Origin of the sequence: Gordonia rubripertincta (assembly GCF_038024875.1) — a bacterium.
Classification (GTDB): Bacteria; Actinomycetota; Actinomycetes; order Mycobacteriales; family Mycobacteriaceae; genus Gordonia; species Gordonia rubripertincta.
The window spans coordinates 2,813,463-2,827,791 of the sequence record NZ_CP136136.1 but is presented as its reverse complement, the minus strand read 5'-3'; the positions used below and the strand labels follow the sequence as shown (position 1 = coordinate 2,827,791).

Sequence of the window (14,329 nt, the reverse complement as noted above, 5' to 3'; positions counted from 1 at the left end):
CCGCAGGTCCTCCCGCCGAGATCGCGGGACGCCGATCACTCGCCCATGAGGCGACGGGGGCCGGGACCGAGTTTGTTCAGTTCGTCTCCGGGGTTGAGCAGGTGGCATTCGACGAGCGACAGGCAACCACACCCGACGCACGACCCCATCATGTCGCGCATGTTCTCCAGCAGTGAGATGCGGTGATTGATGTCGTCCACCCAGCGCTTCGACGCCGCCTCCCACATCGACTTCGACGGGGATTCGTGGTGGCCGAGTTCGGCGAGCACCTCGCCGATCACCGACAGCGGGATGCCGGCGACCTGCGAGGCCCGGATGAAAGCGACCCGGCGCAGCATCGCCCGGTGGTAGCGCCGCTGGTTGCCGGCGGTCCGCCGGCTGAAGATCAGGCCCTGCTCCTCGTAGAACCGGACCGCCGACGGCGCGATGCCCGCCCGCTGCGCGAGCTCCCCGACCGAGAGCTCGAGTCTCTTCAGCGTCATGGGTCGATGGTAGGCACCGGAATGCTCAGTTGCGCACCACCAGCACCGGGCATTCGGCGTTGTGCATGACCTTCTGACTGGTCGAGCCGAGCATGAGTCCGCGGAATCCGCCACGTCCGCGGCTACCGACGACGACGAGCTGGGCGTCGGCTCCGGCCGCATCGAGCAGAGCCTTCGCCGGCTCCTCGGGCAGCACGCGGCGTTCCACCCGGACGTCCGGGTAGTCCTGTGCATACCCGGCCAGCCGCTCGGCGAGCACCTCGACCGCGTCCTGGGTCATCCGCTCGACCTCTTCGGGCCCGATCCCGTACCCGTGCAGGGCGTCGGCGTCGAGCGGGGTCCAGGTGTGGACCGCGACGAGCGTCGCGTTGCGCAGCGACGCCTGCCGGAACGCCTCGGCGACGGCCACGTCGCTGATCGGCGAGCCGTCCACACCGACCACGACGGGACCGGTGTCAGAGCCCTCGGCGGCGACGACGGCCACGCGGCCGTGCGCGTGGGCTGCGACGTTGATGCTCACCGAGCCGAGGAACAGGCCCTTCACGCTGCCCAGCCGGCGGGTGCCGACCACGATCATCGGGGCGTCCTTGCCCAGCTCGAGGAGCACGCGCGCCGCGTCCCCGTCCACGATCGACGTCGTGATACTGACGTTCGGCGCCGCCGTCTTGGCGACGTCGTTCGCGGCGTGCACGGCGTCCGATGCGTCTTGCCGGATGGCGTCGACGACGTCCTGCGGGATGATCAGGCCGGGCGCGTAGTCGCTGGTGCTCGCGTCGTAGGCGCCGACGATCTTGAGATCGAGACCTTCTGCCGCCGCGGCTTTGGCCGCCCAACGCACAGCGCCGGTGGCGGCTTCCGAACCATCCACGCCGACGAGTATCGCGTTCATGTCGGTCATCTCCTCTGGGCTCATCATTCTCTGGCCGCGACCTCCTCGTGGAGGGCGGGTCCTCGACCTCCATCCTGCTCCGTCGAACGGCGGGCATCAATGAGCACTAAGTCCTTCCCGACCGGCATGTTCGAGGCGTGTAGCGTGGTGCTCACCATGACTTCCCCGACTCCGCAGAACTCCAACGACTTTCGCGCGATCGTGATCCACGTCGCCATCACCGTCGTGTTGGGACTCGGCCTACTCCTCGTCGGACTCGGTGCGTCGGAGTCGGTGCAGAAGGTTCTCGTCATCGCCTCACCCGTCGTCGTCATGATCGGTGCGATCGCGATGCTGGTGCGCGCCTACCGGGTCTGGAAATCCGGTGGACGGTGGCAGATGTGGCAGGGTGGGGCCTGGTTCCTGCTGGTGTTCTTCATCGTGATGCTGTTCAATTCGGCGCCCGTTCTGTTCGAGTCGAACACCGAATAGGGCCGGCCGACGGCCGGTAGAATCCGAGCTCTCACACCACAGGGAGCCAAGCGTGTCCTTCGACGTCACCCGCGACGCTTCAACCGCCCACGGTTCGGTCGTTCCGGGGTCGGTGGTCGCCGGGCATCGCATCGAGTGGGTGCTCCGGGACCATGAGGTCGGCACGACCTGTCGCGCGGTCCCGGTGCCGCCGGCTCCCCCTGCCCCGGGCCGTCCGGGACCCGACCCGGTGGTCCTCACCGTCATCGACCGCGCACGTTCCGCGGATGCGCGGTTCCGCAACTGGTTCGCACACTCCAACGAATCGGTTTCGGGGATCAGGCATCCCGCGATCGCCCGGATCGCCGGTCATGGCCTCGCCGACGGCCGGCTGTGGGTCGCCACCGCCCCGGTGCCCACCACCGACGCCGCCGAACTGCTCCGACGCCACCCCGACGGCGTCGACGTCGACCTGGCCGTGCGGATCGTGGCGGCGGTCGGGGAGGCGCTCGATGCCGCCCATCGCCGACGGTTGGTGCACGGCGGCGTCACCACTGCCGACATCCTGATCACGACCGGCGAAGATCCCGCCGCCGTGATCACCGCATCCGACATCGCCGGCCCCGGTGCGGTCACACTGCGCGGGTTCGGCCTGGCGCCGCCCGCGGACGGGGAGGACACCCCGCACCCGGACTCCGACGTGGCCGCCCTGGGCCGCACGCTCGTCGAACTCCTCACCGGCACCACATCGGTTGCCCGGCACCGTATTTCCGGAGCCGTCTCCCCCGCGTTCTATTCCGTTCTGGCCCGGGCTCTCGATCCGGCCCCCGATCACCGGTATCGGACCTGCGCCGAGTTCGTCCGAGCCGCCGACCTCGCTCTCCACCTCACCCACACCGACGGGGAGCCACCGACCGAGAAGATCGACCCGCCACCGCAGGTCTTCCACCCCACCGGTGATCCCGACCGGCCGACGGAGATCATCGCCGGCCACCCTGCGGATCGCCACGAGATGCATGAGCCACGTTCTGCCAGAACGGCTTCCAGTTCTGCCGCGCGACGGAACCGAAATCTCGCACCGATCCTGGTGGCACTCGTCGTGGTCGCGGTCTGTGTGGGCGCCGTGATCGTCCTCGGTGCACGCAACGCGCCGCCGCCGTGGCCGTCGGCGGTCGCAGCGATCGCCGACGCCTTCCCGCGACTGCTGCCCGACTCCCCCGACCGGCAGGGTTGGCGGGATGCGTCCTGCCAGGCCATGTTCCGCGACGGCCTCGATGCGATCGCCTGTTCCGACGCCGAGCAGGTCACCTACGTCGTCTGGGACACCACCACCCCGGGCGCACGGAACAGCGTCACCGCACCGCTCGAGGGCTATCCGGGTGACAAGATCCAGTGGCGTGACGGTCCGGCGTCGTCGAGCCGCGACAGCCTCGCCGACGGCTGGGTGGTCACCAACTTCGTCGAACCGGTGCGCGAGCCGTACACGGTGATCACCACGTGGCCGGGCCATTCCGGCCGGCAGATCCTCGACGGCTGGTGGCGCACCGCACCACTCGGGTGACGGCCGACAATCCTCAGCGACCCCGCAGTGCGTCGATCCGTTCGGCCACCTGCAGCGCGGTCGACGGCCGGCTTCCGGCCAGCGCCAGACAGTTCGCGATCAGCGTGCGCTCGTCGCGGTCGAGCTTCTCCGACAGCGCTGGTGGGGTCGACAGGGCGGCCCGGATCGCCAGCAGCGGCTGGGCGTCCGGCACCTCGCCGTACACCCCCTCACCGGCGAGCGCTCGGTGCAGACACGCACCGAGAGACCAGATGTCGGTCGCGCGGGACGGCACGTCACCGGCCAGCAGAGCCGGGTCCATGTACTGCACGGCCCCGGGCTGGGCGAAGCTGGTGATCGGTTCGTCGGCCGCGAGCACCCTGGCGAGACCGAGATCGGAGATCTTCCCGCCCGTCTCGGTCACCATGATGCTCGACGGGGTGATGTTGGCATGGGCGATGCCGGCCTCGTGCAGGGCGTCGACACCACGCGCCGCGTCGGCAACGGCGGCCAGACTTTCGTCCCGGCTGAGGGGACGCGCGGGTGTGCCGAGCGATCCCATCGGGAAGAACTCCATCGCATACATGAACTGGCCCTGCAGAACCGCGTCGTACAGACCGGCCAGGTACGGCGAGGCGACCGCGGCGAACGCACGCAGTTCGCGGACGCCGCGACGGTAGGCGTCGTCGCTGCACACCCCGCTGAACACCTTGACCACCACGCGGTCGGTCGCCAGGCCCAGGCGTGCGGGCGGCACGGCGAGGTAGAACGTTCCGTTGCCGCCGACTCCGAGCTTCTGGAGCACGGTGAAATCCGCGAGCTGTTGCGGGATCTCGACTGTGGCCATGTCAGTGCCTCTCTGGTGATGGCGTGGTGTGCCCGGTGCCGGCGCCCGGCGTGGGATCGGACGGCGCCGTCGCCTCGGCGTACAGCGTGGTCATCCGGTTCCCCAGTGCTTCTTCGCTGGTCCCGGTGTTGTCGAGGACGGTCACCGGGAGGTCCGGACCGCGCCCGTGGGTGGGGTCGTCGGCGGCCGCGACGGTGAAGGCGGCGTCCTCGCCGCGGTGACGCTTCGGCTCGACGAGGGAGACGCGCACCCCGCGATCGATCACGGGCCGCAGATCGGCGAGCCAGCGCCGCCGCGAACCGGTGGACACGATCGTGAGGGACCGCGACCCGAACAATGCCAGACCGGCCGCCACCACGGCGGCGGTCCGCCCGCTGCGGCCGTCGGCGACCACGCAGGTGATGACGCTACGACCGGGCGCCGCACCGGCTGCGGCGTTCTCGTCGACGATCGCCACCGGCGCCGCACGCAACGCCTGGCCCAGGGCGCGGTCGGCGGCGTCGATGACGATCACGTCGGCGTTGGCGTTGCGGGCCATCGCATCGAGGTCGGTGGCCGGGTCGGATCCGAAGCGGCACAGGACCGACACCGATCCGGCCCCGGTCAGCGAGGCGCCGAGCAGGTTCAGCTTCTCGACGGCCGAGGCCATGGCCGCGAAATCGGGCACCACCGGCACGCCGACCTCGAGGCGTCGGGCAGAGTTGTCCGTCGTGGTGAGCAGCCCGGCCAGCACGACATCGTAACCCGTTGCGCAGTCCAGCAATCGACGGTGTCGTGCGCGCAGGTCCTCGACCGTGCCGTCGGGATCGCGCAACACCACCAGCACCCGCGGGGCGGTCGCCGCGGCCAGCGCCCGACGCTCCGCCGCGGCGATGTCGCTGGCCACCACCGTGTCCGGGTAGACGAGCCGCAGGAGAGGTTCGGTCAGCACCGTCGTCACCAGCGCCATCACCACGAGCATCGCGAAGAGGTCGTCGCTGAGGACGCCCAGATCGCGTCCCGCCGAGAGGATCACCAGCTCGGTGAGCCCACGGGTGTTCATCAACACCGCGATGGCCGCACTCTGGCGTGTGGGAATTGCCGAGACCCGGGCGCCCGCATAGGCGCCGAGGAACTTGCCGGCGATCGCGACGACGAGCACCAGGCCCAGCTGCCAGAGTCCCGACAGTCCGATCCCTGCGAGATCGACGCTCAGGCCGGTGACGACGAAGAACATGGGCAGCAACAGGAGCACGCTGACCTGTTCGAGCCGCTCCAGGATCTCGCGGTGCAACTGTTCGGCACCGACCTTCGGCATCACCGCGCCGAACATGAAGGCACCGAAGATCTGGTGGATGCCGATGACGTCGGTGGCGGCCGCGGACAGGAACACGCCGATGAGGATGACCGCGAGTATGTCCGGGGTCAGGCGTCCCGCCGAGTCGCGCCACTCGACCAGCTTGGCCAGCAGCGGACGCACGATCCCGAACATGATCGCCGCGTACACCAGGGTCATCCCGACGATCTTCGCCACCTCCAGCGGACTGCCGCCCTCGATGATCGCGATGATGAACGCGAGCAGGGTCCAGGCGAGGATGTCGTCGATCGCGGCCGCGGCCAGGCTGAAAACACCGGGGACGGTCCGCATCATCCCGCGGTCGGCGAGGATGCGCGCCAGCACGGGAAATGCGGTGATCGACATCGCGACACCCATGAACAGGACCATGCCGAGCCGTTCGATCTCGACTCCGCCGACGGTGTCATGCGACGGGTACAACAGAAGTCCCAGCGCCGCACCGAGTCCGAACGGCAGCACGATCGAGCATGCCGAGATGCTCGCTGCCGCCCGCTCCCGTCCGCGGGTCAGTCGCATGTCGAGTTCGAGCCCGACGATGAACATGAACAGCACGAGCCCGATCTGCGCCAGGCCACCGAGGAGTGGCCGTACCTCCTCGGGGAACAGCCACTGGTCGGGATTCCCCGGCAGGAGCCCGAGAAGGCTGGGCCCCAGCGCGATCCCGGCCGCGATCTCGCCGACGACGGCCGGCTGCCGCACCGCGCGCGCGATCATCCCGCCGACGCGAGCGGCCGCGATGATGACCGCGACATCCAGGAGGAGGAACGCGACCGTGTGCTTGTCCATCTCAGATCCCGGCCGTCTCAGATCCGCGCATGGTGCGACTCGAAGATGAAGTGGCGTCCCCCGATTCGGACATGCGACCCCGGGACCAGGACGTGGGGGCGGTGCGGGAGCAGGCGCACCTCCCGGTTCCCGCTGCTCGGATCGGCGACGAACGTACCGTTCGCCGAGCCGAGGTCGACGAGCTGGACGGTCCACTCGACCAACCGGATCTCGACATGGCGGCGCGACAGCTGTCCCGTCTCGTCCTGCACCCGGATCGGCTTCGGGGACCCCGCCCGTCCGCCACCGGACGATCCGGGTTCGCGACCGATGACCAAATCCTCGTCGAGCAGGAAGGTGAAGCCGTTGTCGAGCAGCAGCCACCCCAGCGGCGGGCGCTCCCCTTCCACCAGGAAGGTTGTGAGCTGATCCATCCGGATGCCGCAGACGCCGCACAACCAGGACTGTGGATGGTTGAGATGTCCTCGCGAGCATCGGATTCCATGCACCTTCGCCCGCGACGCCTCGATCTTGACGACCTCGGTCGCGGGACGCTGATGCTCCTCCTTCGGCAGCGGGGCGCGCGGTTCGAGGGGTTCGGCGAACGGGTTCGGTTGCGCAGCATGTGCGGCCGGCATCGGATCGGTCGGGAGCGGCTCCGGTTGCCCGACCGGTGTCCCGCCGAGCGGGGTCGACGTGAACGGCAGAGGTTCGGCGACGTCCGGACGCATCCGCTCGGTCGTCCCCATCGGATCGGGTTCGGGAACAGGCAGGGGCGGAGACGCCGACCGGGACGGGAAGTCGGCGAACGGGTCCGCCGACGCCGCGGGCTCCGGCTTTCGCTCAGGCTCGCGTGCCGGTTCGGGCTCGGGCTCGGGCGCCGGGGCCTGAGTCGAGACGGGTAGCGGATGGAATTCGGTGCCGCGCAAACCGAGCGGTGTGTGCAGCAATGTCCCCGAGGCGGGCACGACACCGTCGACCAGGTCGAAACGTTCCTCGCCGACCTCGGCCGGCACGGTGCCCTCGAGGTACAGGCCGAGTCCCTCGGACGGCCACGGGATGGCCTTGTCGTAGGTGTCGCCGGGTGGCGGTTCGATGCGCTTGCCGTCGGTCTCCCCGTAGACCCGCCCCGACATGAAGATCGCGATCCCCACGTTGTCGGGTGCGGCGAAGGCGATGTCGATCTGCTCATCGGCGGTGAGCACGAGCTGTGCCAGCGCGCGGACCAGATGGCGGCCGCGCCGGGGTGCCGAATCCGGTACGGACACCGCGGATTCGACGTCGAGCAGGTCGGTGATGAACGCGGCGGGCACGGTGTCGGAGATCAGGCAGAGGAACGCCGGCTTGCGGATCACGATCCCGGCACCGGGGATCAGCGTCACCGTCGGGGTCACGCTCGGGATGTCACCCGGGATGGTCACAGGAACCGGCCTCCTTGGAATCGCCAGTGCGGGAACATCGCTCGCAACGGGCCGTTGACCGCGACCCACACCAGCAGCCAGGTGGTGAGGAACTGGACGGTGAACACGAACGGTGACGGCCGCAGCTCCGCCGGCAGCAGGCCCGTCCCGTCGACGACGAGCCACACCACGATGCCCTCATTGATCGCGGTGAGCAGACCGAACAGGGTGGGCCAGTCCTTCTCCCAGCGGAACTGCTGCAGGAAGTGGTAGACGAACTCCCACGCGACGCCGAGCACGATGACGGTGAACAACACCGTGAACGCGACGCGGTAGACCTCGAAGATCGTGGGGTCACCCGACGAGATCAGCCACAGGAACGGCACGAGGACGACGGTCCACGCCCCGCCGAGGATGCCGAGCACCAGCACGCGGGTCTGGACCCGTCCCCACAGTGTGGGCAGCATCAGTCCACTCCCTTGTTGTTCATCCACCGCCACCACTGGGCGGTCGAGCGCCACGGGGTGAGTCGCTTGCAGAAACCCTGCCGCGCGAGGTCGTCGACGATCTCGAGGGCGGCGATCTGCAGGCCGAGGAAGGTGTCGACACCCGGGAAGTACCCGCCGAGCGTCGCACTCCCCGATGCGTACAGCTTCCCGTCGCCGTTGCGCGTGCCCTTCAACTCGAAGTCGCGTTCGACGTCCATCCGGCCGACCGGGTTGATCCCCGCGCCGGTGTGGTCGAGGAGGTCGCGTAGCAACCGGTGTTCTCGTACGTCGGCCTCGAGTCCGGTGCAGTCGATGACGTAGTCGGCATACAGCTCGAAGGTGCCGTCCGGACGGTGCTCCTGCCTGATCGGAGCGTGGGGGTCGACGCGAACGGTCGTCACCACGCCCTGGCCGCCCGGTCCGGGCACCAGACTCTCGGCCTTGCCGACCGCGGCGCGGTACCACCCTTCGCGTCGTCCGCGGGCGAGCTGTTCCTGCCAGTCGTCGCGGACCGGGGTGTTGGTGCCGCCCATCTGCTTGTACGCCTCGGCACGGTCGTGTCCCTCGAGTTTGCGTATGCGCGCCTTGAGCTGGCCGCCCCATACCGATTTCGGATAGTTGAACCCCTGGTAGGCCCAACCGTCCTTGCCTTTGCGCCGCATGAAGATGTGCGGGCCGTGCGGTTTGTCGTAGTACGTGCGGAACAGGTGCACGATCTGCGTCTGCAGGCCGAGCGCATCCCGGTCGTCGATGAGGCGTTGCAGCACACGGGATGCGACGATCCCGGCGCCGCGGATCAGGACGGTGCCCGGCTTGCGCTGCAGGGACTGGTAGACGTGTTCGTGGGATTCGTAGGCGTTGACGACCCTGCTGGCGTCGCGATAGGTCTCGCGGAACGCCTGCAGGTCCGGCAACAGTTTGATCCCCGGATAACCGATGGCCACATGTACCCATCGACTTCGGAACGCCACGCGTTTGGTCGGCGAACTGCCTTGTGGGGGTGTGAGAATCGTGAAGTAGCCGCCGCCGGCGCGGCGTCGGATCATGCGAACCTGACCACGGTGCAGGCACCTCAGGTAGCCGATGCGATGGCACTCCTTCTCCATCGACTCGAACGCCTGCCCCGCCTTCGGGGTGTAGTAGTTCGCGAAGATCGGCTCGACCAGGACATTCCACAGCGGTTTGATCTTCTTGTCGGCCCACGCCTCGCGGACGGCATAGGACGGGAATCCCCAGATGTTGTCGGGGGTCGAGGCCGAATCCGACCGGAGTCGTTCGCCGCGCGGGATCTGCGACACCCGGGTGAGGTACTCGTAGCTGTGCCACGGCACGTCCTGCGGCCCGAGGACCGCGATCTGATCGAGCGGAACACCGCAGATCCGCAGATAGTCGACGGTGACGAAGGAACCGATCCCCGAGCCGACGGTGACGAACGGGACGTCGACGATCGGGATACCCGCCGCCTCCACCATCGCCTCGGTCCAGACGTCGGTGTCGACGAGTTGGGGCGTGAGATCACCGAGGCCACCGGGGTGGGGCCGCGCGTCGGGCGGTGGCGAGAACCGCCCCGGCACACGCGGCGGGAACTGCCCCGGGGCGGGCATTCGCGTCGGTCCCTGCGGGGGTCGGCTCACCGGCGACCCCGGACGGATGCGTGCGCACCGGCAGCTGGGCCACTCGGCACGTACGGGACACGACGGGACATCGCTTCCTCCGATGAGGTCGGGTGGCACGGGATGGTGCGATAACTCTAACGCGCGATGCGGTCCGGAACGAGGTGAAACCAACCGATCGAATTACGACCGTCTCGGCTGGTCAGCGCGTGAACCGCACAGAGTCGGACGCACCCTGCGGAGCCACCTCGGCCAGCGAACGTGACATTGACTGTTGACAAATAGCGAAGGGTCGAAATACGTTCGAGTCATCCGCTGTGGCCGCCCTCACGCAGCCCGGCCCACCTCGAAGGACGCGACGATGACCAAAGCATTGACGAATCCGAACTCCATGCACACCGCCGGCGACGGCCCGGCCCGCTACATTCCCGAACACGACAAATCAGGCGGCGAACAGGACTACGGACAGGTGCTCGACGACCTGTCCTCGGCCTCGGTTCACCGGAACTTCGATCCCTACGTGGACATCGACTGGGATGCGCCGCACATGGCGATCACGGAGAACGATCCGCGCTGGATCCTCTCCTACGAGGTCGACCCGATCGGCCGTCATCCCTGGTACCAGCAGCTCCCGCAGAGCAAGCAGATCGAGATCGGCAAGTGGCGTCAGGCCAACGTCGCCAAGGTCGGCCTGCAGTTCGAGTCCGTGCTGATCCGCGGCCTGATGCAGTACAGCTTCAAACTCCCCAACGGCGCACGCGAATTCCGGTACACCACGCACGAATCCAAGGAGGAGTGCAACCACACCCTGATGTTCCAGGAGTTCGTGAACCGCGTGGGCATGGACGTGCCCGGCGCAAAGGTCGGGTACCGCCTGATCTCGCCGTTCGTCCCGCTGGTCTCGACGGTGTTCCCGATCGTCTTCTTCTTCGGCGTACTCGGCGGCGAAGAGCCGATCGACCACATCCAGAAGGACTTCCTCCGGACCCGTGCCCGCCTGCACCCGACGATGGCCGCGGTCATGCAGCTGCATGTCGCCGAAGAGGCGCGGCACATCTCGTTCGCCCATCACTTCATCCGCGAGCAGGTCCCGCAGCGCAACCGCTTCCAGCGTTTCCTGCTGTCGCTCATGCTGCCGCTGACCATGCGCACCCTGTGCAGCGCGATCGTGGTTCCGCCGCGTTCCTTCGCCAAGGAGTTCGACGTCCCGCGCGAGGTCATGAAGGACATCTTCTGGCGGTCCGAGGAGTCGAAGCGCTTCCTGCGCAACGTCTTCGGCGACGTCCGCATGCTCGCCGACCAGAGCGGGCTGATGAACCCGGTGTCGCGCCTGCTGTGGCGTGCGCTCGGGATCAGCGGCCGCCCTTCGCGTTTCCGCAGCGAGCCGACCTACACGGCCGCCTGAGCCACCGGCTGATCCACGGGCTGATTTGCCCCTCACACACAGGTAGCGAACCGACCCCATGCCTCACGTCGTCACCCAGGCGTGCTGCGGCGACGCGTCGTGCGTTTACGCATGCCCCGTCAACTGCATCCACCCCACCCCGGAAGAGCCGGATTTCGGCATCGCCGAGATGCTCTACATCGACCCGGCGACCTGCGTCGACTGCGGCGCCTGCGTCAGCGCCTGCCCCGTCGGCGCCATCGTTCCCGGCCACCGGCTGCCCGAGGGCCAGGAGCGGTTCGCGGAGGTCAACGCCGCGCAGTACCGCGAAACCGTCGACGGGGCAGCACGTTTCCCGGTTGACCCCGCGCGCCGGCTGCCGCTCGCCCCGATCGACCGGCCACGTCAGCTCGCGGTCGACGCAAAGGTGTCGATCGGCATCGTCGGGTCGGGTCCGTCGGCGATGTACGCCGCCGACGAACTACTGCGGCAGCCCCAGGTGTCGGTGACCATGTACGAGCGCCTCGACCGGCCGTTCGGCCTCGCACGCTTCGGCGTCGCCCCGGATCACCTGCACACCCGCAAGGTGATGCGCCTGTTCGACGACATCGCACGCAACCCGAACCTGGAAATCCTGCTCGACACCGAGGTGGGACGCGACATCACACTCGACGACCTGCGGTCCCGCCACCAGGGCGTCATCTGGGCCGGCGGCGCCCCCACCGACAAGACGCTGGACCTGCCGGGGATCGATCAGGCGGGTGTCACCTCTGCCACGTCGTTCGTCGGTTGGTACAACGGCCATCCGGACTTCACCGACCTCGACGTCGACCTGTCCACCGACCGCGTGGTGGTCATCGGCAACGGCAACGTCGCGCTCGACGTCGCTCGTATCCTCGTCGCCGACCCGGCGGCACTCGCCGACACGTCCATCTCGCCGGCCGCGCTGGCCGCGCTGGCCGAATCGTCGGTGCGCGAGGTGGTCGTGCTGGGACGACGCGGACCCGCCCACGCCGCGTTCACCCTGCCCGAGCTGATCGGGCTCGTCGATTCGGGTGTCGCGGTGACCGTGGATCCCGCCGATCTCGAATCCGCCCAGGTGGACGGCGAACTCGACGCCACCATCCGCGCCAAGCTCGACATCCTGGCCGAGTGCGCCGCCGCCGAACCGAAGGGGCGTCGAATCCGCTTGGCGTTCTTCGGTTCTCCGCTCGAGGTGACGGGCGACCACGGACGCGCGACCGGCGTCGTCGTGGGCCGCAACCGCCTGACGGTCGACGATGCGGATGTCGTGACCGGGATCGAACCCACCGGTGAGACCACCACCGTCGACGCCGGACTCGTGCTGACCTCGGTCGGTTACCGCGGGGTCGCCGTGCCCGGTCTGCCGTTCGACGACGCGACCGGAGTCATCCCGCACCGCGCCGGCCGGGTCATGGACGGTGGGCAACCGGTGCCGGGCGTCTACGTGACCGGGTGGATCAAGCGCGGACCGTCGGGCTTCATCGGGACCAACAAGACCGACTCCGCGGAGACGGTGGCGTCGTTGCTCACCGATCTCGAGACCGGTGCACTCTCCGATAGATTGATCGACCATGGGGCCCGCATACCAGCGCACCACCGTGCGCGCCGATTTGTCCGCTCTGCCGGCCGACGTCGCGGCGGCGTTGCGTGACCATGCCGAGTCGCGGCAACTGACCGTCACCGACGACCTTCCCGCCTGGAGCACCCGGAGCATCAACCCGCCCGCTTCCTCCGCGATCGGCAGAGTGCTCGGCCGGCGCGCGAACCCCGTCGACCCCGACTCCGAGAACCAGACGCTCGTCGTCCTGCATCCGACGCACCTCGTCATCGTCAACTCGGGGGCGAAGCGCGGGATCTCGGCGCTGTCGGTGCCGCTGGGTATTGCCTCGATCGAGACGCCGGAATCCCCGGACGGATTCGCGGTGGTCGGCTTCGCCGGCGAGAGCGGCCGTCCGGGCAGCTACTACCTGGGCGTCGGGGAACCTCACGGCGAGGAGTGCCGAGAAGCGGTACGTGCGGCGATCGTGGCCGCGAAGAATCCGTGAGCGGCCCTGTCCAGACCCGTGGTCACCGACCGTCCGTCGGTATCGCGCTGGCGCTGATCTCGTCCGCCTGCTTCGCCATCTCCGGGGTCCTGGCCCGGGCGATGATCGAGTCCGGGTGGTCGGCGGGAGCGACCGTGACCGTGCGCATCGCGGTGGGTGCTGCCGTACTCGCGGTTCCCGGGTTGCTCGCCTTCCGAGACCGACAGCCCCTGCTGCCACCGCCGGTGCCCCCACAATCCTCCGCCCGATCCTGGTGGGTGCTGATCGCCTACGGACTACTGGCCGTCGCGGGATGCCAGCTGGCCTACTTCTATGCTGTGACCTACCTGCAGGTCGGCGTGGCTCTGCTGATCGAGTACACCGCACCGGTCGCGGTCCTGGTGTGGATGTGGCTGCGGCACGCTCAGCGACCCACCCGCGTCACCGTGTTCGGGGCCGCTCTCGCGATCGCCGGCCTCGCCCTGGTCCTCGACCTCACCGGGGAGGTCTCGATCAGCGTCGTGGGCGTCCTGTGGGCTCTGGCCGCGATGGTGGGTGCTGCCGCCTACTTCGTGATCTCGGCGGACGAACGAACCGGCCTGCCGCCCCTCGCGCTCGCGGCCGGCGGTCTCGTGATCGGTGCGGTCACGCTCGCCGCGGCCGGGCTCGTCGGAGCACTGCCGATGACGGCGTCGACCTCGGCGGTCCGCATCGGTGACCTCTCGCTGCCCTGGTGGGCGCCCCTGCTGATGCTGGGTGTCGTGTCGGCCGCGATGGCGTACGCCTTCGGGATCGCGGCCGGCCGGATGCTCGGCGCCCGGGTGATGTCGTTCGTCGCCCTGTCCGAGGTGTTGTTCGCGGTGTTGTTCGCCTGGCTCGCCCTCGACGAACTCCCGGCGCCGATCCAGCTCCTCGGTGGCCTGCTGATCGTCGCCGGTGTCGTGTTGGTCCGATTGGGGTGAGGCACCCTGAACCTGGACTCCAGACCTGGGATCAGCGCGAGTCGATGTCGGATGCCGTTGTGCGCGTTCGGTATAGCCACCGGAATCCGGGCCGGTTCCAAAGTATGTGTCGCACGTCGCATTAC

Annotated in this window: 13 protein-coding genes; 6 read left to right on the top strand and 7 right to left on the bottom strand. The window is 68.7% G+C overall.

Features of this window, described 5'->3' with window-relative positions:
• Positions 1-35: 35 nt before the first annotated feature.
• Together soxR and RVF83_RS12825 are read right to left on the bottom strand one after the other, a co-directional pair.
• On the bottom strand, positions 36-482 hold the full coding sequence (gene soxR, locus RVF83_RS12830; protein ID WP_005201015.1) for a redox-sensitive transcriptional activator SoxR: 447 nt from the start codon (positions 480-482) through the stop codon (positions 36-38).
• A 25-nt stretch (positions 483-507) separates the two neighbouring features.
• Positions 508-1,371: a universal stress protein gene (locus RVF83_RS12825; RefSeq protein ID WP_039881230.1), complete on the bottom strand. Its 864-nt coding sequence runs from the start codon at positions 1,369-1,371 to the stop codon at positions 508-510.
• 156 nt (positions 1,372-1,527) lie between these two features.
• Here RVF83_RS12825 and RVF83_RS12820 point away from each other — a divergent pair, with 156 nt between their 5' ends.
• Both RVF83_RS12820 and RVF83_RS12815 read left to right on the top strand, forming a co-directional pair.
• Entirely contained in the window at positions 1,528-1,842 is a 315-nt protein-coding gene (locus tag RVF83_RS12820) for a hypothetical protein (RefSeq protein ID WP_039881233.1), read from the top strand.
• 52 nt (positions 1,843-1,894) lie between these two features.
• A complete protein-coding gene (locus RVF83_RS12815) occupies positions 1,895-3,382 on the top strand; it encodes a hypothetical protein (RefSeq protein WP_005201018.1) in 1,488 nt (495 codons plus the stop codon).
• 13 nt (positions 3,383-3,395) lie between these two features.
• On the opposite strand, the gene RVF83_RS12810 is transcribed toward RVF83_RS12815, so the two are convergent.
• From RVF83_RS12810 to RVF83_RS12790, 5 genes are read right to left on the bottom strand one after another with little or no spacing between them, the layout of a single operon-like run.
• Positions 3,396-4,208 carry a protein kinase domain-containing protein gene (locus RVF83_RS12810; RefSeq protein WP_005201019.1) on the bottom strand — a complete coding sequence of 271 codons (813 nt, stop codon included), beginning with the start codon at positions 4,206-4,208 and terminating at the stop codon, positions 3,396-3,398.
• Between the two features lies 1 nt (position 4,209).
• Complete coding sequence (locus tag RVF83_RS12805; protein ID WP_005201020.1) at positions 4,210-6,330, bottom strand: cation:proton antiporter; 2,121 nt, start codon at positions 6,328-6,330, stop codon at positions 4,210-4,212.
• 17 nt (positions 6,331-6,347) lie between these two features.
• Positions 6,348-7,730, bottom strand: coding sequence for an FHA domain-containing protein (locus RVF83_RS12800; RefSeq protein WP_168432639.1), 1,383 nt, complete (start codon positions 7,728-7,730; stop codon positions 6,348-6,350).
• A complete protein-coding gene (locus tag RVF83_RS12795; RefSeq protein ID WP_005194045.1) occupies positions 7,727-8,176 on the bottom strand; it encodes a hypothetical protein in 450 nt (149 codons plus the stop codon). Before RVF83_RS12795 ends, RVF83_RS12800 begins: the two co-directional genes overlap by 4 nt.
• Positions 8,176-9,801, bottom strand: coding sequence for a hypothetical protein (locus RVF83_RS12790; protein WP_005194043.1), 1,626 nt, complete (start codon positions 9,799-9,801; stop codon positions 8,176-8,178). The genes RVF83_RS12795 and RVF83_RS12790 overlap by 1 nt, the downstream gene beginning before the upstream one ends.
• Positions 9,802-10,171: 370 nt before the next feature.
• Between RVF83_RS12790 and RVF83_RS12785 the strand changes: the two genes are divergently transcribed.
• The 4 genes from RVF83_RS12785 to RVF83_RS12770 are packed head-to-tail and all read left to right on the top strand — an operon-like array spanning position 10,172 to position 14,204.
• Positions 10,172-11,215, top strand: coding sequence for an AurF N-oxygenase family protein (locus tag RVF83_RS12785; RefSeq protein WP_005194041.1), 1,044 nt, complete (start codon positions 10,172-10,174; stop codon positions 11,213-11,215).
• A 58-nt stretch (positions 11,216-11,273) separates the two neighbouring features.
• On the top strand, positions 11,274-12,869 hold the full coding sequence (locus RVF83_RS12780) for a 4Fe-4S binding protein (RefSeq protein WP_005194039.1): 1,596 nt from the start codon (positions 11,274-11,276) through the stop codon (positions 12,867-12,869).
• The gene (locus tag RVF83_RS12775; RefSeq protein ID WP_039879806.1) at positions 12,790-13,263 is read left to right on the top strand and encodes a hypothetical protein; all 474 of its coding nucleotides are present in this window, start codon (positions 12,790-12,792) and stop codon (positions 13,261-13,263) included. The genes RVF83_RS12780 and RVF83_RS12775 overlap by 80 nt, the downstream gene beginning before the upstream one ends.
• On the top strand, positions 13,260-14,204 hold the full coding sequence (locus RVF83_RS12770) for an EamA family transporter (RefSeq protein ID WP_341261941.1): 945 nt from the start codon (positions 13,260-13,262) through the stop codon (positions 14,202-14,204). The genes RVF83_RS12775 and RVF83_RS12770 overlap by 4 nt, the downstream gene beginning before the upstream one ends.
• Positions 14,205-14,329 lie beyond the last annotated feature (125 nt).

Bases quoted from the DNA above. Each gene is read 5' to 3' on its own strand.
- RVF83_RS12780 (WP_005194039.1), top strand. From the start codon at position 11,274: ATGCCTCACGTCGTCACCCAGGCGTGCTGCGGCGACGCGTCGTGCGTT.
- RVF83_RS12785 (WP_005194041.1), top strand. From the start codon at position 10,172: ATGACCAAAGCATTGACGAATCCGAACTCCATGCACACCGCCGGCGAC.
- RVF83_RS12820 (WP_039881233.1), top strand. From the start codon at position 1,528: ATGACTTCCCCGACTCCGCAGAACTCCAACGACTTTCGCGCGATCGTG.
- RVF83_RS12810 (WP_005201019.1), bottom strand. From the start codon at position 4,208: ATGGCCACAGTCGAGATCCCGCAACAGCTCGCGGATTTCACCGTGCTC.
- RVF83_RS12825 (WP_039881230.1), bottom strand. From the start codon at position 1,371: ATGAACGCGATACTCGTCGGCGTGGATGGTTCGGAAGCCGCCACCGGC.
- RVF83_RS12805 (WP_005201020.1), bottom strand. From the start codon at position 6,330: ATGGACAAGCACACGGTCGCGTTCCTCCTCCTGGATGTCGCGGTCATC.
- RVF83_RS12775 (WP_039879806.1), top strand. From the start codon at position 12,790: ATGGGGCCCGCATACCAGCGCACCACCGTGCGCGCCGATTTGTCCGCT.
- RVF83_RS12790 (WP_005194043.1), bottom strand. From the start codon at position 9,801: ATGCCCGCCCCGGGGCAGTTCCCGCCGCGTGTGCCGGGGCGGTTCTCG.
- RVF83_RS12795 (WP_005194045.1), bottom strand. From the start codon at position 8,176: ATGCTGCCCACACTGTGGGGACGGGTCCAGACCCGCGTGCTGGTGCTC.
- soxR (WP_005201015.1), bottom strand. From the start codon at position 482: ATGACGCTGAAGAGACTCGAGCTCTCGGTCGGGGAGCTCGCGCAGCGG.